General features: G+C 30.5%; 21 protein-coding genes. 5 read left to right on the plus strand and 16 right to left on the minus strand.

Annotation, left to right across the window (positions count from 1 at the left end):
• Window positions 1-306: 306 nt before the first annotated feature.
• The 10 genes from T375_RS06985 to T375_RS07030 all read right to left on the minus strand — a co-directional run bounded on the left by T375_RS06985 (window position 307) and on the right by T375_RS07030 (window position 10,756).
• Window positions 307-1,110, minus strand: coding sequence for a CRISPR-associated protein (locus T375_RS06985; protein WP_081821993.1), 804 nt, complete (start codon window positions 1,108-1,110; stop codon window positions 307-309).
• Complete coding sequence (locus T375_RS06990; protein ID WP_044936582.1) at window positions 1,094-2,725, minus strand: type I-C CRISPR-associated protein Cas8c/Csd1; 1,632 nt, start codon at window positions 2,723-2,725, stop codon at window positions 1,094-1,096. The genes T375_RS06985 and T375_RS06990 overlap by 17 nt, the downstream gene beginning before the upstream one ends.
• Entirely contained in the window at window positions 2,722-3,366 is a 645-nt protein-coding gene (gene cas5c / locus T375_RS06995; protein ID WP_044936585.1) for a type I-C CRISPR-associated protein Cas5c, read from the minus strand. The genes T375_RS06990 and cas5c overlap by 4 nt, the downstream gene beginning before the upstream one ends.
• Entirely contained in the window at window positions 3,353-4,051 is a 699-nt protein-coding gene (locus tag T375_RS07000; RefSeq protein ID WP_044936588.1) for a hypothetical protein, read from the minus strand. The genes cas5c and T375_RS07000 overlap by 14 nt, the downstream gene beginning before the upstream one ends.
• Window positions 4,029-5,561 carry a hypothetical protein gene (locus tag T375_RS07005; protein WP_044936591.1) on the minus strand — a complete coding sequence of 511 codons (1,533 nt, stop codon included), beginning with the start codon at window positions 5,559-5,561 and terminating at the stop codon, window positions 4,029-4,031. The genes T375_RS07000 and T375_RS07005 overlap by 23 nt, the downstream gene beginning before the upstream one ends.
• On the minus strand, window positions 5,521-7,929 hold the full coding sequence (locus T375_RS07010; protein WP_044936594.1) for a hypothetical protein: 2,409 nt from the start codon (window positions 7,927-7,929) through the stop codon (window positions 5,521-5,523). The genes T375_RS07005 and T375_RS07010 overlap by 41 nt, the downstream gene beginning before the upstream one ends.
• Window positions 7,883-9,175: a site-specific integrase gene (locus T375_RS07015; protein ID WP_044936597.1), complete on the minus strand. Its 1,293-nt coding sequence runs from the start codon at window positions 9,173-9,175 to the stop codon at window positions 7,883-7,885. The genes T375_RS07010 and T375_RS07015 overlap by 47 nt, the downstream gene beginning before the upstream one ends.
• A 191-nt stretch (window positions 9,176-9,366) precedes the next feature.
• Window positions 9,367-9,957, minus strand: coding sequence for a site-specific integrase (locus T375_RS07020; protein ID WP_044936600.1), 591 nt, complete (start codon window positions 9,955-9,957; stop codon window positions 9,367-9,369).
• 114 nt (window positions 9,958-10,071) lie between these two features.
• Window positions 10,072-10,551 (minus strand): hypothetical protein, encoded by a 480-nt coding sequence (locus T375_RS07025; RefSeq protein ID WP_044936603.1) that lies wholly within the window; start codon window positions 10,549-10,551, stop codon window positions 10,072-10,074.
• Window positions 10,523-10,756 (minus strand): helix-turn-helix transcriptional regulator, encoded by a 234-nt coding sequence (locus T375_RS07030; protein ID WP_044936605.1) that lies wholly within the window; start codon window positions 10,754-10,756, stop codon window positions 10,523-10,525. The genes T375_RS07025 and T375_RS07030 overlap by 29 nt, the downstream gene beginning before the upstream one ends.
• A 147-nt stretch (window positions 10,757-10,903) precedes the next feature.
• Between T375_RS07030 and T375_RS07035 the strand changes: the two genes are divergently transcribed.
• Window positions 10,904-11,107 carry a helix-turn-helix domain-containing protein gene (locus T375_RS07035; RefSeq protein ID WP_044936608.1) on the plus strand — a complete coding sequence of 68 codons (204 nt, stop codon included), beginning with the start codon at window positions 10,904-10,906 and terminating at the stop codon, window positions 11,105-11,107.
• A 3-nt stretch (window positions 11,108-11,110) separates the two neighbouring features.
• Here T375_RS07035 and T375_RS07040 read toward each other — a convergent pair whose 3' ends face one another.
• Together T375_RS07040 and T375_RS07045 are read right to left on the minus strand one after the other, a co-directional pair.
• On the minus strand, window positions 11,111-11,755 hold the full coding sequence (locus T375_RS07040; RefSeq protein WP_044936610.1) for a hypothetical protein: 645 nt from the start codon (window positions 11,753-11,755) through the stop codon (window positions 11,111-11,113).
• 465 nt (window positions 11,756-12,220) lie between these two features.
• Window positions 12,221-12,526 (minus strand): helix-turn-helix domain-containing protein, encoded by a 306-nt coding sequence (locus T375_RS07045; protein WP_044936613.1) that lies wholly within the window; start codon window positions 12,524-12,526, stop codon window positions 12,221-12,223.
• Between the two features lie 395 nt (window positions 12,527-12,921).
• Between T375_RS07045 and T375_RS07050 the strand changes: the two genes are divergently transcribed.
• Both T375_RS07050 and T375_RS07055 read left to right on the plus strand, forming a co-directional pair.
• A complete protein-coding gene (locus T375_RS07050) occupies window positions 12,922-13,551 on the plus strand; it encodes a hypothetical protein (protein WP_044936615.1) in 630 nt (209 codons plus the stop codon).
• Between the two features lie 256 nt (window positions 13,552-13,807).
• Window positions 13,808-14,059: a hypothetical protein gene (locus T375_RS07055; protein WP_044936619.1), complete on the plus strand. Its 252-nt coding sequence runs from the start codon at window positions 13,808-13,810 to the stop codon at window positions 14,057-14,059.
• Between the two features lie 44 nt (window positions 14,060-14,103).
• Here T375_RS07055 and T375_RS07060 read toward each other — a convergent pair whose 3' ends face one another.
• Genes T375_RS07060 through T375_RS07070 form a run of 3 tightly spaced genes read right to left on the minus strand, consistent with a single transcriptional unit; the run spans window position 14,104 to window position 16,024 of the window.
• On the minus strand, window positions 14,104-14,511 hold the full coding sequence (locus T375_RS07060) for a Sec23/Sec24 zinc finger-containing protein (RefSeq protein WP_044936621.1): 408 nt from the start codon (window positions 14,509-14,511) through the stop codon (window positions 14,104-14,106).
• 44 nt (window positions 14,512-14,555) lie between these two features.
• Complete coding sequence (locus T375_RS13215; protein WP_049960336.1) at window positions 14,556-15,797, minus strand: SH3 domain-containing protein; 1,242 nt, start codon at window positions 15,795-15,797, stop codon at window positions 14,556-14,558.
• Window positions 15,794-16,024 carry a hypothetical protein gene (locus T375_RS07070; RefSeq protein ID WP_044936624.1) on the minus strand — a complete coding sequence of 77 codons (231 nt, stop codon included), beginning with the start codon at window positions 16,022-16,024 and terminating at the stop codon, window positions 15,794-15,796. The genes T375_RS13215 and T375_RS07070 overlap by 4 nt, the downstream gene beginning before the upstream one ends.
• A gap of 220 nt (window positions 16,025-16,244) precedes the next feature.
• Between T375_RS07070 and T375_RS07075 the strand changes: the two genes are divergently transcribed.
• Together T375_RS07075 and T375_RS07080 are read left to right on the plus strand one after the other, a co-directional pair.
• On the plus strand, window positions 16,245-16,922 hold the full coding sequence (locus tag T375_RS07075; RefSeq protein ID WP_044936627.1) for a recombinase family protein: 678 nt from the start codon (window positions 16,245-16,247) through the stop codon (window positions 16,920-16,922).
• On the plus strand, window positions 16,915-17,391 hold the full coding sequence (locus T375_RS07080; protein WP_044936630.1) for a hypothetical protein: 477 nt from the start codon (window positions 16,915-16,917) through the stop codon (window positions 17,389-17,391). The genes T375_RS07075 and T375_RS07080 overlap by 8 nt, the downstream gene beginning before the upstream one ends.
• A gap of 187 nt (window positions 17,392-17,578) precedes the next feature.
• Here T375_RS07080 and T375_RS07085 read toward each other — a convergent pair whose 3' ends face one another.
• The gene (locus tag T375_RS07085; protein WP_044936633.1) at window positions 17,579-20,101 is read right to left on the minus strand and encodes a hypothetical protein; all 2,523 of its coding nucleotides are present in this window, start codon (window positions 20,099-20,101) and stop codon (window positions 17,579-17,581) included.
• Window positions 20,102-20,105: the final 4 nt, after the last annotated feature.

Consider the following 20,105-nt stretch of genomic DNA (forward strand, 5'->3'; position numbering starts at 1 on the left):
AATTAATCTTCAATATTCATTTTATATAACTTTTTAATAACTTCAATTCTATGTAGTTCTATACTAAATACATATGTATAACAAATTCCATATAGTTTTAATCCTATCCATTTTGAATAATACTGAAAAATAATCAATAAGGATATATTTAGAATTGGATTTTAATACCTGGCAATTCTTAGTACTAGTAAAAGTATGGCGGCGCAGTTTGTGAAGATGTACTTATTTAATACCTAGCAATTCTTAGTACTAGTAAAAGGTCAAATTTATCTTAATAGAATTGCAAATAATAGAAAGTAATTATTTTTAAATTATTATCTCAGTTTGAATCCCTTCAATATGTTTTATTAATATTTCATAGTCCTCATACTTTGAGGGAATCATTAATTGCTCATCCTTCAATTTGATTTCTACTAAATCCTTTATTTCCATGTCTGAATGTCTTTCCTTTTCATCCCACTCCCAACATATAATCTTTCTTACATTCATACTTCCATGAGGTCTTGCAGTAGCTGCATCATTATCAAATATTCTTGCTAAAGCATTTTTTAATGAATATATATCTCGTTCTGTGCAACCTGTCTTTGAAGCAGCTTTTATGTTTAATCCCCCATAAGCTCCAAATAATCCGTATTCAACAAAACTAGCTCGATTATTGTATCCTGAACCTTCATTCGTTCCATCGTCGTTTTTATCGATTGCATATGAACGATTTGTTCTTACATCTTGTATTATTACTGGATTATATGTAACAGGATTTTCAATTGTTATTGGTCCTGTAGCTTTTAACATTAATTTGCCAGATAAATCACAAGCACCAAACAACCTATAATCAATAAACTTACGTGCTCGCTCTTCAATTTCTGATATATCATCCTTTTTGTTATAATTTAATTTTTGTACAACAGTTTCATCATTCTCTGTAAAGTGTAATAATTTATGACCATCTTCATAAAGAACATGTCTAATTTTATGTTTTATACATTTATCAGTTATCATGCACCTATTATCGCTCAATAATCTTGGAGTTCCATATAATGGATCTCCATTAGGATTAGCCATAAATACATCAAATATTAATAAAAATCGAAAGTTATTCATCTGTTCCATTCTCCTTTTTTCGTATATCTTCCCAATACTTACCAAACACGCAATCCATAGCTATCAATGCTTTTCCCCCCAAAGCTCTATTATTAAATCCATTCGATTTACTCAGCTCATTTGATATTATTTGGATGTTTAGCATTATTTTCGAATAATCTCTATAATCATCTTTTATATATTCATCAATTAATTGTCTTATTCTCGCCCAATTTAAATCCGGTCTACGAAAGAATACATCTTTATAATCTTGTATAACAGTATAATTAGTTTCCTTTCTATAATTGTATTTTTTCTCAGCGAGACATGCCCACGCATATAGCTCTCCCAACTTGTACTCATTCGTTTTTCTTATATTTTCCATATTTATACTCCCCTTAACAAATGGATATAATTGGCTTAATTCATATACATTATAAGGATCTGGATTGTTAGGCAACTTTACATACCAGTCTAAAATCTCTTTATATTTTTTTGTTATTACGCTTTTAAAAAATTTTGAATACAATTCATTTATTATTACTGTTTCTTTTCCTGCAATCAGATCAACAATGTTTTTCGGTTTTAATAATTGATAAACCCCCTTATCATCATTTTTTATTGATATTTCTATCCAATTCTTTATTGCTTGAATGATATCCTTTGATTCTTTGATTCCATAACTAAAAGCATTATATGTTGAAACTCGACCTTTATTAATCGCATCAAATTCCAGATATATAATTCCTCTGCCACTAGCTCTTTTTTCTATAGCTTTATATAGTTTTTCAATGAATAAATCATCTTTTGCATCTAGTTTGTAAAATAATTCAAACCCTTTAATGCTCAAATCTATTGGTGCAATTGGACTACCATCATCAGTCCCAAAATAAAACCACCTACTGTATCCCTTTGGCGTATATTGCTGCTTAATATTATAATATGCCTGCATACATTCCAAATCAGTTGAAAGTGCTATTTTTACAGTATCACTATCCTCATATCTTCCATGATAATAAAGATTATATGCCGTCGATGGCATAAGATTTGTTTTTATAGGGGAACCTGTTCTAAGCTTAATACAGCTAGTCATTTCACCGCTTGCTTTGTCCCCAATAACATCACAATGTCGTGCGTTTTGACTAATCCTATCCCATATATATGAAGAAGCTTGCCTCACTATTTCTTTTTCTTTCCATAGCTCAACACGTTTTTCTGTCAACTTATCCAAAACTACAAATCTTATAACAGCATCCTCTTTTTCAATATCTAGTTTTGCATTCGACTCGACAAAAGATATTATCGCACCTATATATTTATTAGGCATATAGTCATAAAAGTCTTTTAATCCCTGCAAATATATTTCTTTTGACTCAGTAATTAACATTCTATTTTGCAAATAAAATAAATGAGGTTTAATATATTTACCTGAGAATGCTTCAGATGGTACTCCATCAATTAATGCAATAGGATTGATGGTTTTGGAATCCTCTCTTTTTACATTTTCCACTGCAAGTAGCTTTCCATCATCATCAATAACCACATTAAAATCTGCATATAACACACTACATCCAAATGGTATTTTTATCTCATTTGGTCTACTATTCATGCCTCTTCCAAGTCTTGCAAGCAAATTAACAATCAAGATTTCTTCCACTCCCTATAGCACACACGACGATTATCAAATTCAATAATTCCATTTTTCATTTCTTGAAACCAAAAACCTGCTTTTTTTATTTCATTTGTTTTTTGTGATTTTATAAATTCATAAAACATATAAACTGGCTCTATATCAGAAATAGTATCGTAATATCCTTCACCAGAGCCAAACTCGCAGCCTTTGTAGTATCCCACACAATTCCCACTCCCCAATCGAATCATATCTCGCCCACCATATTGTATTGCTCCTTCTATGCGTTTATCATGACCCAAATGATAATCAGGACGCCCATAAAAATGATTATCTTTTTCATAATGGGCTTGAATCTGATACCTTGGTTTTTTCAGATACAGATAAACATATCTCATCCTTTTTTCATATCCAGTAAATTTAAAACTCGGAGAAAGTATTGATATTCGCTCATAATCTATAGGTGATAATACTCTACATTTTTCAACAACCCATTTGATGCCTGGCTTATAGTAAACTCGTTCAAGTATACCAACCAATGATGAATAGGTCGGCATAGGATACGAGATTCGCTCACAAGAGAGCTTACTTTGTGGTGTTGTAAACATAGCTAATTCGCCAAACACTTCTATTGAAAAAGATTTACTCCTTTCCATTGCCATTGCCTCTTTTTAATCGTTCTATTCGTTCTTTTTTGATATTCTCATCAGATAAATAAGTCATGGCTCTTGCTCTAGGATTCTCATTCAATCGAATATTGATCAAATTATTTTCTTTTAATACTATTTGAGCCGCCATATCATCTAACTCCTGAAAAGCTGTCTTATACTTTTCTAGCTCCTCTTCAAGCATTTTTATACGTTCTTTATCATTCTGCTTTTCTTTAGTTAAATATTTTTCAAAATTACTATTACTATCCATTAGCTGAATAATACGCGTATTTGCCTCATCTAATCTTTGTTTATTCTTCAAGACAACCTCTCGCGCCTTATTAATGAATTCTTCAAGTTCATATAGAACAATTTGTGATGTCTCACCTTTTATCCTGTTTTCAAAAATAAACTTTTTGGCATTAAAACTTTTTACTAATATCAAATCTTCTTGTGGTATTTTCTCTGCAATATATAATTTCCTTTTCTTTTCATACTCTCGTAATACTTTTTTTACAGGTTCTTTTTCTGCATCATCTCTGGTAAACCCCGGATAAATCAGCTTTGCTTCACGAACTATATCTGCTCTTCTAATTTCCGGCAAATATAAACCATGAGCATCAATTTTATCGATAATATGTTGAGTAAGATCTTCTAATTCTTTATCACTATATTTCGTCGGTCTCCCCATATAACTCCTCACTTTTTTTTGTATAATCTTGAATTGTTCGAATTGCTTTTACCGCATTTGTTTTATTTCCAAGTTCAATGAATTTCTTCAAATCCTCAACTTTTTTATCTATTTCGAATTGAAGTTCCGCTTCTTTATCAATTTCACTCTTCTTATTTGGTTCAAAGTATTCACACCCAATCTCACAGCCATTTTCACTTGCACATTTAGAAATGTCATCACAATGACAGTATCCTCCAATTACTTGAATACGCTCTTCACTATTCCAATATTTATTCTTTTTAATAAATTTTCTGCCATTACGATATGCTAACGACATAAGCCGCGATTTATTCATATTAATGCTATTGTTGTAATAATGACATGAAGATGAAATTGAGTCATGACCTGCAAATTCCATTATTACCGAAGGTGATATTCCCATAACAATCATATTTATCATAGATAGATGTCGTAGATCTCCTAATCGCCAATCAGAAAACCATTTATTCTTTGTGTATTGAAGATTGCTCTTTTCCTCATCAAATGAAACAAGCTCATATCCCTTTTCGCTCATTAGTTTTCCGCAAAACATCTCTTTTATTCTTTCCAGATGATATGCTTTAAAGCAATCTGACCATTTTGTATTTAATATCTTATTCAATGAATTATTACAGAAAAATCTATCCTCAGAATAATCACCATAGTCATCCTTAACCAATGCTTCATACTCTTTTACAATTGCTGCAATTTCTTCTGTAACTTTATATAATGATATTGGATAATCTATATCTACATTATTAGTTATTATTCGGTTTTGCCTCTTTCTTGCAGATTGTCTTATTCTAAGATAATAACCGTCTTTTTTTTGTATCAATGGTCTTCTTGGTAACAAGCAAAAAGCTCTAGTTCTTGATGGTATAACTCCACAAATTATCCAAAACAGATAGAGTGGACCATAGATTATTTTTTCGTTGTCGTTTGCATTATTCCAAAAATCTTTAATTTCAAAATCAAATACATAGTACGTCCAAAAATCAAATGCTAATTCCCTAGGTTTTCCATTTGACTCATCCACATTAGATATGTTTAATAATTCATCAACCTCTTCTACAAATAGATCTAAAAAACTTGCATAATCTCTTGCCTCATTTTCTGTAATTATTTCTTTGCTTTTTTCAATTAGACCATTAGTTGAATTTATTATTCTTATTAATCCGTTTATTATTTCTCTTACACTTGCTAAAACCCTATCATCAACTAACCCAATACAATATTTTTTTAAGATCTTTATAGTTTCATTTCTGGTCAAATCTCTTATTCCCACAGAGACATTAAAATAATTAATGCTTACTTGATCATATTTATCCGTTAAAGTCCAATTCATATCATCAAAACTACAAAGATGAATACCTCGTTTTTTTTGCTCATCAAAAATAACCTCAAACGGATAATCCGAATCCGATGATGTTATATCTAAATCCACTCTTTCATTTGGAATATGTGAGTTTGCGTATGTCCGGCATAGCATAATTTATTCCATCCTTTTCATATAGTTCAATCAAGTATTCTCTTAGTTTCAATTCAATTGGTATAGAATCAATGAAATCAAAGATACAATTATCTATGTATTCTATTTTTTCTTGTTGTATTTTGATGGTATTAATAACGACAAAATATTCATTAGAACGATTATCTATTTGCCCCAATAATTCTACTGTTCTTTTTTGTCTTTCTTTTATTTTGTTGACTCTATATAAAAGGTTATATATATATTGCCAAGAATATATTCCATACTTACATAGATACTCATGCTCTGGTGTCTTTTCACCACAATTGAAGCACCCTTCTTTTCCTATACAATTAGGATTTCTTCTACCCGTTAATGCCTCATAAAGGCATCTAACACTTTTTTCGTTTGCATTATTATCATCCATCAGCCTCTTGATAAATGAATCATACTTTCTATTGAACCCTACTTTTGAAACTGATGCATTCAATAAGCTAATTGCTTCTATTTGCATTTCAATTTTTGCTGGTTCAATATTCATTTCATCTATCCGAGTACATCGTTGCATAAAATCCAAATTTTTATAATCAGACTGTAACATTTTGGCTAACGCATTTTTGTAATGACCAAGCGTACCTACTAAGAAAAGCCCCTCAGCTATCTCATCTACTGTATATCCATCAGACAAATGCGGAATGTAATGAAATATTGTTTTCTGACCATGTTCATAATCTAACTTATGTCCTCGAATATAGGCAGCCACCATCTCTGGTAATGTTCTTATAGATGTTCCTAAAACTTCGTTTGCAGCATTACAATAAACAAGTAATAGCTCTTTATTCATTCGCCTACTTCCAAAAGGTTCTGGTCCTATAGCTAAATCATAATCTGAACCATATAAATAAATGTAATTACTTTTTTTTTGGACTTCATTCGTTAAGAGCTTTTTTCTACCTGATTTTTCTTTATGGTAAAACACTAATAAAATGTATAGTCCCATGACATTCCTAAACTCTTCAGGGCACATTGTGATTAATTGACCATTATTTTTTTCTGCAAGCTCGTATAAGTAGAGTACTCTTTCAATTTGTAACCAGACTTGTCTATACCGTTCGCTCTCATATATCCCTGCCTTGATATCCCTAATATAATCATCAATTTCTAATATCAACGGCCCCTTTAAATTTAGTATAGAGCCTCTTCGCCATGCACATACATAATGCATCGCCATATACAATAAGACTTGAGCAGCACCATCATTATTTAATGCTTTCTCTATAATGCTCGAATGCTTTATATAATCTAAATCAAATAACATTTGTCCTAGTCTAATAAATTGATCATATGTATATGGTTCTTTTTCTTCTCTAGTTGAGATACTCTTTTTAAACGCTCTTATATCAATTGTGTTTAGACTATAATTTGTATTCTCTCGACCAATTATTTCACTAAGATTATGTAAACATTTTCTTACATCTAAATATGTTCTTCTATTCGTACATTCATTTCTTATTTCGTATACTTCACTATCTGTAATCGATGATGCTTTCTTATCTAATTTTGCAAATAATGCTATTAAATTTAGTGTTCTAGAATTAATTGGTCCCCCACTTTTTACAGCTAGTGTTTTACTTATAGCCATTGAGATATTTATATCCACTTGTCTCCAAATGTATTCATAATTATCTTTTGGCAAACGCTTCAGATTAGTCTTAAGAAAATTTTCTAGTTCTTTTTTGTTCAAGCTACGTACAAGTACATCATGTTTTTTTGCATTTTTTATTAAAGCTTCTTCGCCTAATAATATTTTGTCATTCCAATTATTTGTATCCTTTACAAGCTCGATATACTCCTTTCTTAAAACATTTGTTAATCTAACATTTTCTTCTACCTCATATTCACCGAGTAAATATTTTAAACTTACATATTCACTATGCTCGTTATATTTTGACTCTAATTCTGAGTAAGAAAGACTACCTAATATTTTTTTTACTTTTTTTCTAGGTATCTCTTTAATTTGGACACTTGCATTTTCTTTTGCTTCAACTTCTTTAACTTTTTCTATAATCTTATTAGCTGCGTCTATATCTTTAATATCAATGTATTTATCTTTAAAAAATAAACTTTGCCAATCATTTTGTTCTAATGACGATAATCTTCTTTTTACTTTGGACTTTTCTTCTTTAGATAATCCTTTTGCATAAAGTAATGTATTAATAGATATATGTTGTTTCTCCCAATTAGATATTTTTTCTTGAATTGATGAATTGACTTTAACTATTCTTCGTTCTAAATCAATTTCTATTCCATTAATTTCAAATTCATCTAATTTGTTTATTACCTTAGACCCTAAACGGTAATATACTGGTTCTTGCTGTTGAAGTTTCATCTATACTCCCTATATCCTCAGTATTTAAGATATCTTTTGAAATCTTATTTTTTCCATAATTTATCGCATCGTCGAACACTCCGCCCTTTAATACGTATGTAATTGCTGATTTTTCTCCTTTATCGCCTCGATATTTCATTACCTCATCCCAGGAACATCCCATTCTTACTAGTTCACATGAGAAAAACTCTCTCAACATATGAGGTCCATAAAAGTTTTTCTGAAGGAGTGAAACATATTCCCTCTCTATGCCACCACGTTCCCATAAAATTGGAAATACGTACAATTCACAAATCTTTTTGAATTTTTTTTCATAACTTGTATATGTAATTGCCTTATTCCAGCCATCTGATAAAGTTTTATTTGTTACTAATGGACCAGTTGCCTCCCTTATTCTCCCCTGTGTAATTAACTCATACGATTCTATTAATTCCGCAAGTTGTTTCACAAATGCGGGGTGAATTGGAACAGTTCTTGGTCGCTTTATCCCCCCCACTTTTACTCCATCTTTTCTTAAATATCTTTGAGTACTAGGTTTCTTTAAATCAATTCGTATATCAATTGGTTCTATGCTTTCATCTATTCGCTTTGTTATTTCGTAACCTGCTCCATATATAGATTTACTTGACCTGACGTTACATGCCTCTGACGGACGCAAACCTGCTAATATTTGTAGGGCTATAAGCATGTAACAATCAATGTCATGTAACCTTGCCTGCTCCAATAATTCCACTATAAAAAAATCTGGCACCTTTCGAATTACTATAACACCATCTTTTGAGGTTTTCTTATAATATGTTAATTCATATTCCTTCCAATCATTAGAATTCATTCTTGTGATGTAATGCTCTTTCAAATTATCACACGCATTACTATTTTTCATATTTTGTAAGAATTCACTTATCCTATTTCTAATCATTTTTCTTGCTTGATTACTGATCTCATCACCATCTTTGGACCTTTTATCACAATAGTAATCTATATATCTTTGTGCCATTGATAGCTCTATTTTTCTGTAATCACTCTCAAAAAAGAACTCTTCTTCAGTTAATAAATAATTAAGGAAGTGGACAATAGTATGAAGATATTCTGAATAATCAAATCCCTTTCTTCTATTACTGGTTTTTCTTATTCCTAGAAATGAATTTGCAACGGAATAATATCCAATCATACTATCTTCTGATTCAAGTTTTATGAGCTCAAAGTGCATATTATTAATTGTCTTTTTGATCCAAATGTATCTCATCAAGAATCCCCCGTATTCTCTCGATTTCCCTATCGCTGAGCCCTGCTATTTCCTGTATTAATATCCATATTTCATCTTCAGTCATAATCTCACCTATTGCGCATTGCATTGCATTGCATTGCGTGTTTTTAGAATAATTATTTTCTTTCTTTTTGTCAACAAAAAAAGTAGCACTTTCTTTGTGCTACTTTTTATAAGCTTTTAACAATATCTTCTATTGTTTTACATGCCTCTATTAATTTTTTTGATTCTTGCTCCCCTATTTCATCCTTCTTTTCTAAAACACTATTTAATATTAGTTCACAATATTTCAAAAGTCTTCGCGCTGAATTTGATTCATGGTAGGTTTCTTCAACTAAAGTTTCTATCTTTATTTTATACCTAATATCTTTTAAAACAAAATCTGTTATCCCTAACTCTTTTTTTGCTCTAGTCACAAATGCAGAAAAAGAAGATTGTTTTATAATATTGTCATTTTTATCTACAAATAAATAGACGCCTTTTGTTCTAGGATATATTAACCTAAGCAATAAATTATATAGTTTATCATCCTCAATTACAAAGCATCCCTTTGTATTATGTAGAAATAATAAATGCTCGCTTGTTCCACGTGTTAATGTTAAGTCTTTTTTCTTAAGATTTAATATATCATTTAGCTCACCAACAGATAATTCATATAAAGATAAAATAACATAATAGTTATATTGTTTTCTCTCCAACATATATGATTTAATCAACTGGCACTTTTCAGTCAATTCATTTTTATTTTTTTTTGTACCCATCTTTCCTCATTGTTTCAAAGTCGAATAATCATTAATTCTATGCAACATAGTTTGTTTTTCAAATAATATAATCATATGTATTATAGCATTATATAACAATACCCGCATATATTTTTATGCGGGTAACATTTTATTATATTTTTTTATTGCTCGTTTTGTACACATGACCTCTGATGGGTCTTTAGTGATTACTTCTGTGACTAATATTTTTGCAATCTTATCGTTTACTTCTGATAGGACAATATCACCAGGTTTTACTGGGCTCTTCAATTCATACTTCCATTCATATTCTTTTGAATAAGCTATATTTTGCTTTTTTATTATCCTTCCCCGTATGACCTTTTTAGTAGAATTTGAAGTCGAGACTAATACGCTTGTTTTCTCTTTTGGATTAGGTTGCTCACTTAATATCACATATGTGCAATAGCCATCTATAATTTTGTTATTCTGATTAACAACAATACTATTAGTTTCTATTAATGCCTCAATCCCCATATTATCTTTGTAATCTTGATAAAACTTAAGTTTTCTCTTGCGTGGCGGGATCATATCTGAAATATCTATATCACTCAAATTCATTATTACTGTTTGCATTATTATTCTCCATAGATTCTTCTCCATCAATTAAATCATTAATATCGACCATCAAATACTCGGCTATTTTACAAAAGAACTGCAAATTGTCGGTCTGTCCTTTTTCATAGCGTATATATGACCTAATTGGAATTTCTAAATCATCTGCGACTTGTCTTTGTGATAAACCACGTTCTTGCCGCAATTTCTTTATATTATTTTTCATAATTGCCTCCATCATTAATTTTAAGCCCTTATAAAGCCTATTAATAGTGACAAAAATGGCACACTTTTATTTTACAACATATGGCCGGTTTTTCGGCCATATGTTTTTCTACGTTTTTATCTTACTCTTTTAAGTAAGAGGTGTGAAATGATAACTTACGATCCATTTTGGAAAACTATTCAAACATTATCCATTAGCCAATATGACCTAGAAAAAAAATACGGTTTTAGTCATGGAACATTAGATAGCTTACGACATAATAGAAGCATTACTATGAATACTTTAGATGATATATGTAACAGACTTAATATTGATATTCCCGATGTAATTCTATTCACACCTGATGAATAATTTTTAATAATCCATTCTAAGAATCCCTATGCTAAAAAGATTCCATAATCTTTCATTTACTACACTTGCTTCTTCCATAGATCTTTTAACAATATCCCAATAGTTTAAACTCTTTTTTTTATTCTTACAGGCTTTTTTTATCACTTTAAAATCTTGATTATTTAGATTTCCTATTTCTTTAAAATAAGCTCGTTCACATATCTCCTCTATATTTTCAATAAACGTATCCTTCAAACTTGAATTAATTCTTATAGCATATATATCATATCTATCTATACTTACAGGATTCAGATAATCATAACAATCTTCTAAAAAAAATAAGTCTTCCATTTCATCGGCAGGCACTGTAAATTCAAATCTTCCACATCTCATATTATCCTTCATCATCAAATATAATAATTTAGCATTATTACCATTTAGCATTTTCATCGAATTTAGTGTTTCCTTATCATGCAATACTATAAAACTTGGACTACTTAAAATCCCATATAATCCTTTCTTTAAGTCAAATTCTATTCTTACTCTTCCACTCTCATAATCTATATCAGCATTCTTCACTCCATCAGTATTTCTTATTTCTTCAAGTAGTTCCATATCCTTCATTTTCATCTCGTTCATTTCCATATCATCCATTTCCATATTGTTCATTTAACATTATCTCCATTCTATGTTTTATTAAATTAAATAGTACTATTTATGTTAATAACCATATAGTGACAATTTTGGCACTAAAAAAAGCCCATTAATATAGCAATCAAATGCTCGTCCTTTTTTAATAGTGGTATATAGAAAATTTGTGTGAAAAATTTAAACAGAATAAAAGCCATGTTAAATACATCCAGCTTATAAAAGGAGTAAATAACATGACTAATATACTTATAACTATTTTGGAAGGTTTAATAACAGATATTATTTCTGACTTATTAAAGATTGCTTATCACAAATTGATAAATAAGATACACAAAAAGTAGGTAGATTGCAGCTCTTCAATTATATTACAAAATATTATCTTTGTTTCCGTCCAACCATGATGAAAATGAAATATCTCATCACAATAGAGGTTTTGGCCGATAGAAAGAGCCGCAATTAAGCGGCTTTTTTCTTTTTACTTATTCATTTTTTAGCTTTCTTTTTAGCTAATTCCGCCTTATGTTCTCGTTCGTCGTAGTAGATTTTAGAAGGTTCTGGTGGCGAATCTTCATGGTAGAGCACACCGTGAGCCTCACCACATCGCACACAAAATTGCCAATAGATGGCAGAGATTCTTGATCTAGATAAATTAAAACGTTTAGCAATTTCAGTGGCAGAAAGTCCTGACAATCCTAATTTGATAATTTCTTTATCGCGTTCACTTTCACCGACATCATCAATAAATTGGATCAGATTATTATATGCAATTCGCTTGAGATTTCTATTCATATTTTTAATGTCTTTCGCTGGGTTTTAACAATACAACAGTGCTTATTATACGGTCAGCTTATGAATATAATGTGACCATTCCAAGAAGCAGCTACGCTGCAGGTCTCTACGAGCTCCTTGGATCACACGGTGCTGCAAGCCACCAAGGCTTGCCTAAATCGCACCTTAAATCGGAGACACAGAACCAGTTCAATTCTATTCTTATGAAAATGAAGAGGGCTATCATGTTTCAGATGAAGCAGCTCTAGATAAAAATCTGTATTGTAATGAATTCTTTTCAAACAGATAGTATTAATTCCTTTTTTTGCATCAGTTTGTTGCATACTTAGTATTTATTATTTAGAGTATATAGGGAATAGATTTTAGTTAACATCATGCAATGGAGAAAAATATAAATGAGAAGTGACGGAAAAAAGGGTGTACAAAAAAAGAACAGTAGAGATAGAAAAAAGGAAGAGAGAATAGCTAGAATAAAGAATAATGCAAAAATAGGACTGCTAAATGTTTTCATGTTTATTTTTGAATTAGCAGCAGCGATTATACCCAGTGTTATTGTTTATTATATGGTTAATTCAAAGCTTGATAAGAACAAAGATAATTTGATTTTTGTTTTACTTTTAGTTTTATTAGGATATTTTATTTTATATTTAGTAAAAGAACGTCCTGTTGTAGTGTTTAAATTTGGAAATATATGGAATAATTGTATAAATCCGTTAAAAGGTTTTTTAGTGTCTGGTCTAACCTCAATAATAATAGCAGTTATTACAAGTGAAACTACTTTAGTAATATTAATAGCTGTACATTTTGTTATATATGTTTTAACGGCTGCCTTTTTTTGTGCGACAATTGTTACAGCCACAAGAATTGCTGATTTAGATAATAAGATGGAAAAAGATGGGGTCAAACGCTTTCCACGATATTTATGCCTTTTTTTTAGAGGTGCACTATTATTTAGTCTTATTTTCGGTTTATTGAGTTCAGTTGCATTTCTACTATTACGTTGGATAGTAAATCTTATAAATTAAAGTATTATCGACTTAGGGGGATAGTAATAAGGGGATATAATTGATTAAGAAATACTTCAAAATAGTTTGATAGTTTTGCTATAATATTAGTGATATTTTTTGTTTGTACAAAAATTATTCTCCAACCTTGAGAGATAATTAAATGCAGAGATAATCTGGTATTCTCCTATCAGGTTCAGCTTAGAAGGTGACATTAATTGTCCGCTATCTCGTGCATAATTGTTGTGATGGAATCAAGGAGAAAGGAGAGCACTGTATGGCAAAGACAAAAGTGGTGTCATCAAAAACTCATACCAAGACACAACTTGATGATTATGCAAATCAGCATAATCCCAATAACAAAGCATACAAAGCGCGAATACAGAATGACAAGATGACCAAACAACGGTCAAAAAAAGCATTGGCACACAAGGCTAAGAAAATAGCAAAACGCCAGGCGGAATTTGATGAAAAATATGGTCTTAGTTATCCGCTAGAGTGGTTTTGCTACAGTAATCCATTCGATTAAGAATCGCAAAAAGAGGACTGCATTGCAGCCCTCTTTTTAATATATTACAAAATATTATCTTTACTGACGTCATTAATTGCACCGCACACAGTACACTTCCATTGATTGGTGGATGTATTGAAATTTTTTTGTATATTTAAAAAAGTTTCACATTCATCGCAAAACCATAGAACAGAATTATCGAATAATTTTCTTTTCATAGAATAGCCACAATCTGGACATTTCCATATCCTTTTCATAGGTCCTAGATACATATTTTTGCTTCTACATGCAGGACAATCAGTCCATTTTTTAACATGCGCATACATACTGCCTGTCCAATCGATAGTTTCGTATTCAAATCCTTCAAAAGGTATTTTGGTATTGCAATAAGGACAAATAGTGAATTTTCTATAAGTATCTATACATATTTGTGCGTTACATGATTTGCAAGTTATTTGTGTTGGGACCATTCTTATTCCTCCGTTTAAATACTATCAAAAGCAACTTAAAAGAATTATTGTAGCAACTCGCTTCTGACATATCCGATTGAACCATCGTATTCTATCTCTGTCCAGCCATTTAAATCCTCTGATTTAATTGTTATTATTTCATCCTTATATGCAATAGCTAGTTTATCCGAAGAAGAATCAGGTTGCATTCTTATATTTATAGTAGATTTTAATACATATTCGTCACCAACAGATAATCTATTATCTGAAATTGGTGTTTCGTCAATAGTAGCAGTATGTTCGTTGCTAGACTGATTTATTGCGGTGTGTGGTGCATCGGAAGTGTCCTCTTGTAGTGGGATAGGATAGGCATTATTGTTACTATATTCGATTAAATAATCTAACAACAATAATGCACGTTCTTTGGTCATCGAATATGCTGCCATATAATCTTTTTTTTCTAGTTTACTATCACGCTCTGATATCCAATCCAATTCTTTTTCTTTAAGAGAGTTCATAAATGTAGAATCTTTTATGTCATGCAAGTTAACCCAAATTTCATTAAGATATTGGTCCCACATGAGATATAGTTGTTCTTCTGAGAGACCGCTATCATTATTGTAATACTCGCATGCATCTATGGTTTGTTGAACGAAATCATATCCATGAAATGCATAATGCATGTTGGAATTAGCTAAAACAACAAATGGTAAATACCAACCTTCAGTATCATATGGTGCATCATAAAAATCTTTTCCAATCCAACTATATTCATCACTATCTATGGTATTAACATTTTTTCCAGGTAGATAGAAATATATGTCCCCCGCATTTTCCAAACCATATGGTTCAGTATAAAAATAGTGTATACCATCAACTATTTCATCAGTATCTTTAGGATTTTCGTAGCTTATACTATTAATTGTTGTTTTATACGTTAGATTATCAATTTTTTCTAGAGTACCTAATTGACCATTGAAAGCACAGTAATATTTGGTACCATTTGGAGCCTCTGATGATATTGAACCAGCATCGGTATCTGAGTATTCACCATAGAAAGATCCATCATTTTTAATGCGTAAAGTCGTACGCCATGCGCCAGCTCCACTTCCAAACCAAAACTCAGTTGTATTTAAGCATTCATAGGAAAAGTTAAACTCTTCTTCACCTGAGTCTTGCACATCTGTGTTTTCTAACACTTCAGAAGGTTCGTCAAGACTGTTAGTACTTTCATGTTTAGTTTGACTGCAGCCAGTAAATGCCAATGTTCCAATTAATAATGTAAAAACTAATCTTTTGGTTATCATTGTTTATCTTCTTCACTTTCTAATTCAAGTGCATTAAGTTTTCTGGCTACAGCATTTATTTTTTCATTATAATCACGCTCATAATTTTTTTGTAGAATCTTTGCAATTTGATTCAGTCTTGTATCTATGTCCATTAGCGCACGAGGCACTTGAATCAAAAATACTAAGCAAAAATAAAGAAGAACTAGCGATAAAATTATACATAGAATAAAAAATATTGTTGTCATATACCCCTCCCATGTTACTGTATTTTTAAATTACATGCTCTTTTATAATAATTATATTAACACCAAAAAAGTAATTTTGATATTAACAAAATAGTATTAAAATAAACGTATGCGCAAGTTGTATTAATTAGTGATAGGCTTAGCCAGATAATCTTGATTAAAAGTAGTATTAAAATAGACGAACGTCTGTTATAATACGGAATAAAGGAGATACTAAATCATGATATATGGATATGCACGTATTAGTAGACCGCAGCAATCAATTCAAAGGCAAATTAGAAATATAGAAAAAATATATCCCAAAGCTCTGATTCTTCAGGAAGCCTATACTGGAACTAAAATGGAACGTCCTGAATGGATGAAACTATATAAAAGAGTAAAAGCAGGTGACACTATTGTATTTGATAGTGTATCTAGAATGAGCAGAACTGCTGATGAAGGGTTTTCTGTTTATAAAGAGCTATTTGATAGAAATGTCAATCTGGTATTTTTAAAAGAGCCTCACATTAATACGGATACATATAAAAGAGCTCTCCAAAATAAGGTTAAACTTACAGGTGATAAAGTTGATCTAATTTTGAAAGGTGTTAATGAATATCTAATGGCTTTAGCGGAGGAGCAGATTAAAATTGCATTTGACCAATCTGAGAAAGAAGTTATGGACTTAAGACAACGTACTAGAGAAGGTATTGAAACTGCAAGACTAAATGGTAAACAGATTGGACATAAACCTGGAGTGCCTAGGGTGGCTAAAAAGGAGGCTCCATCCAAAGCTATGATTTTAAAGCTTTCGAAGTCATTTAATGGAAATCTTTCTGATGTTGAATGTATGAAACTGGTAAATTTGAGCAGAAATACCTATTATAAATACAAAAGGGAGTTATCTTTAAATGAATAATCTTAGTCCTGGTGATACAATTATAGAAATACGAGAAGGGAAAATAATTACCCCTTTTAATTTGAAAACTTTTGGTGCAAGTGGAGTGTGGGCACTATATGGTATCGAATTTAATGAAAAAAAAGAAGAATGCTTAAATGTAGGAGTGTCTACTAAAGAAATGGATAAAGAGATACTATACGATGTTGCTTGTTATTTACATATTGATTTTAAGCGCTTGGATAAGGGGACAGAAAAATATATTAATCAATTTAATGATCCAGATGAATTTTTGTATATAAAAGAACAACAACTACCATATCTATACGCATATATAGCTACCAAATTTCCTTACATACGTTTTGAATATGTATCTAGTAAGAATACTCGTGCAGTGGAGAAGGAGTTTGCTCATAATCACCATGCACGTTATTGGAGAAATGGATATCCATTTGGAATAAAACAAAATAGAAGAAAAGAGAGCTCATAATGAAGCGAGGGTTTGAAAAAATCTCAGTCATTCTATAGTTTAATTATATAAAAATAATACCGTCAAAATAACTATATCTCAAGTTAAAATGACAGTATTGTAACTATCTTTCATCAAAATGTTAAATAACTATTTTCTTCTAACAAATGGCTTGTCTTCCATATATTTGGACTTTCCTGCAATCTCCTTATCCTCGTACTATTAACATACAATTATTCTCATCATCTAATTTTGCACCTATAGAAACATTAACGCGAATATCTATTATCTTGCGCTCATCATGTATAAATTCTCGAAATTCTTTTTCTGTAAAATCTAGCGTTATACTGTCATAAATTTTATACTCATAAGAATCGTTTTCAATATTTCTTTCTACATCAATTTCACTTGTAGTAGGAGAATAAATATCAACATTTATGCTATTTACTTTTATGAATAAACCATCTGAAGTTGTAGCAATACCAGTATTAGTTCCAGGAATAAAGTTGCAAATCTTTTTTGCTAAGTAGTCCTCATGCTTTTTTCGATGTTCATAATCAGTACAAGCAAAAACTGAACCTGCTCCTAAAAATTTAGTAAACTTCTGTCCATCAAGTTTTTTTCTAAATTCTGAATCAGTTAAGCCTTTTTCTCTTTTCATTTCGTCAATTTTGAATTCTTTATCCAAGACTTGGTACATCCAATTCCAAAGGTTGATTAGCGGATCGTTTATAAAAAGTCTATTTAATCCATCTTCCAAATAACTAGTATAATGTAAACATTTAAATATTCTTACATTTTCATAATTTTTTATGTTATCATTTGGAATACTATAATTTGAGAATGCCTTCTCAAATCTTTCTCCTAATGCTTTTTTTATTTTATCTTCTACTATTTTTTGGATATCATTTGTCTCGTAATTTCTTTGACTAATAGCTGCCTTCTCTATTACTTGTTGTTTATATTTTGCTTTCATCGATATATCAAAATTCATAAGTACATCTTCGATAAATCTATTATCGTTTTTTTCATAATCAACCTCAAAAATTGTGTGCAATTCCATAAGTTGTTTTTTTAAGTCTTCTCTTTTAAAATCGCTAAGGTATTGAGAATATGTATCAACATTAAGCATTGATTCTATTCTACTATTGCTAAATGAATAGAAAGCCAAAAATAAAACAGAGAACAGGTAATACTTTTTTATTGAATTGTCAATAATACAGGTTTTAGCACTTGAATGTATTGGGAATAGCTCATATCTATCTAGTGTTCTTAATAACTCTTTACCTAGATTATCTGTTAAATCTAATCTCGAGTCAGATAACACAAAATAAAAATTAGTTATTGATTTAATGACTCCTTTATCTAGGAGTATATCTTGTATTTCTTTTTGCGACTCTATATCTATACATTCTTCAGTCTCATCAAAGGCTAAGTAATACATAAAGCAATGAACAAGCATTAGTCTTAAAACAATTTGTTCATTATCAATAGTATAAATATTTCTAATTCCATTGAGGAAAAATCCATTCTTCACAAACTCAGTAAGAGAGTTCATGAGATATCCACGACATACATTAAAGTCTCTAATTGCCATAGATTGTCTATAGATTGGTCCTAACTCCTCAGGAATAGTTGATGTTGTATATCCATATTTATCTGCTATAAGACTCTCCCAGTATTTTTTATCAACAATGTTATTCTTTGCGTATTGCTCTTTCAAGTAATATCCTAGCACATCAGCTAAACTATATATTGAAGAAATCTCATCAGATTTCCTAGAGGAATCGAAACCTATACAAAGTGCCACACGTATCACATAGTCAGAAAAACTATCCCATTCTATAAAGTCTTCCAATTCTTCAGCATCTATATTTGACATTGCCTTATAATAATCATGGGTTAGTCTATCTAAAAGAGAAATTCGTCCATTTATTGATTTTGCACTATCTTGGTTATGAAAGATCCATCTCCATATTCTTTCATAATAATTGGTTAAAAACTTTATTCCCCTCGCTTGGCATAGCTTTGTATTATGACTTAGCAGATAATAAGCTATATTTTCTGTTAAAGAGTTTAATGTATCTGTGTCTTTTTCTTTAGAGATAATTCTAATTAAGAGTTTATGAAAGAAAGACATATAGTTTTCAAATTCTTCTGATGATTGCAAAGAAACTATTTCTTTCCAATCGTCTATAAAACATGTCCCAACAACACTATAATTAGCATCATTCTCAAACAAGAATTCTACATAATCTTTAATCTCGGATAAAGTTACTCTTCTCCCCCTAAATATGCCATATACTTCAAGGATAGATGCCACTATGATTATCATTGAACCCATGAAAAGAGCAATAACAGTATTATACTTTGAATATATATGAGCCCATATATTAATAACCATACACATGAATTCAATAATGATAACCGTTTTTTGTTTAAGCAGAAATGGCTTTTTTTCAAGATAAAACATACTTACTGGTACGCCATAATATGACGTATTTATTGCTCCGGACAATAGCGCAATAATAGATAGTGTTATTGTCGTTATAGTTGCTTGAATCTGTAACAAAACTAATGATATATCATTAAAATCAGTTACTATGTGAAATACTATCCCCCTGCTAACTAAATAATCGCAAACAATTCCCACTACAAATAGAATACTTACAAATACAATTATTATGCTTTCAACAATTACTACTTTCTTTCGTCGTTTTTTCCAATTCATTTGT

Origin of the sequence: Pseudobutyrivibrio sp. LB2011 (genome assembly GCF_000701765.1) — a bacterium.
Classification (GTDB): Bacteria; Bacillota; Clostridia; order Lachnospirales; family Lachnospiraceae; genus Pseudobutyrivibrio; species Pseudobutyrivibrio ruminis.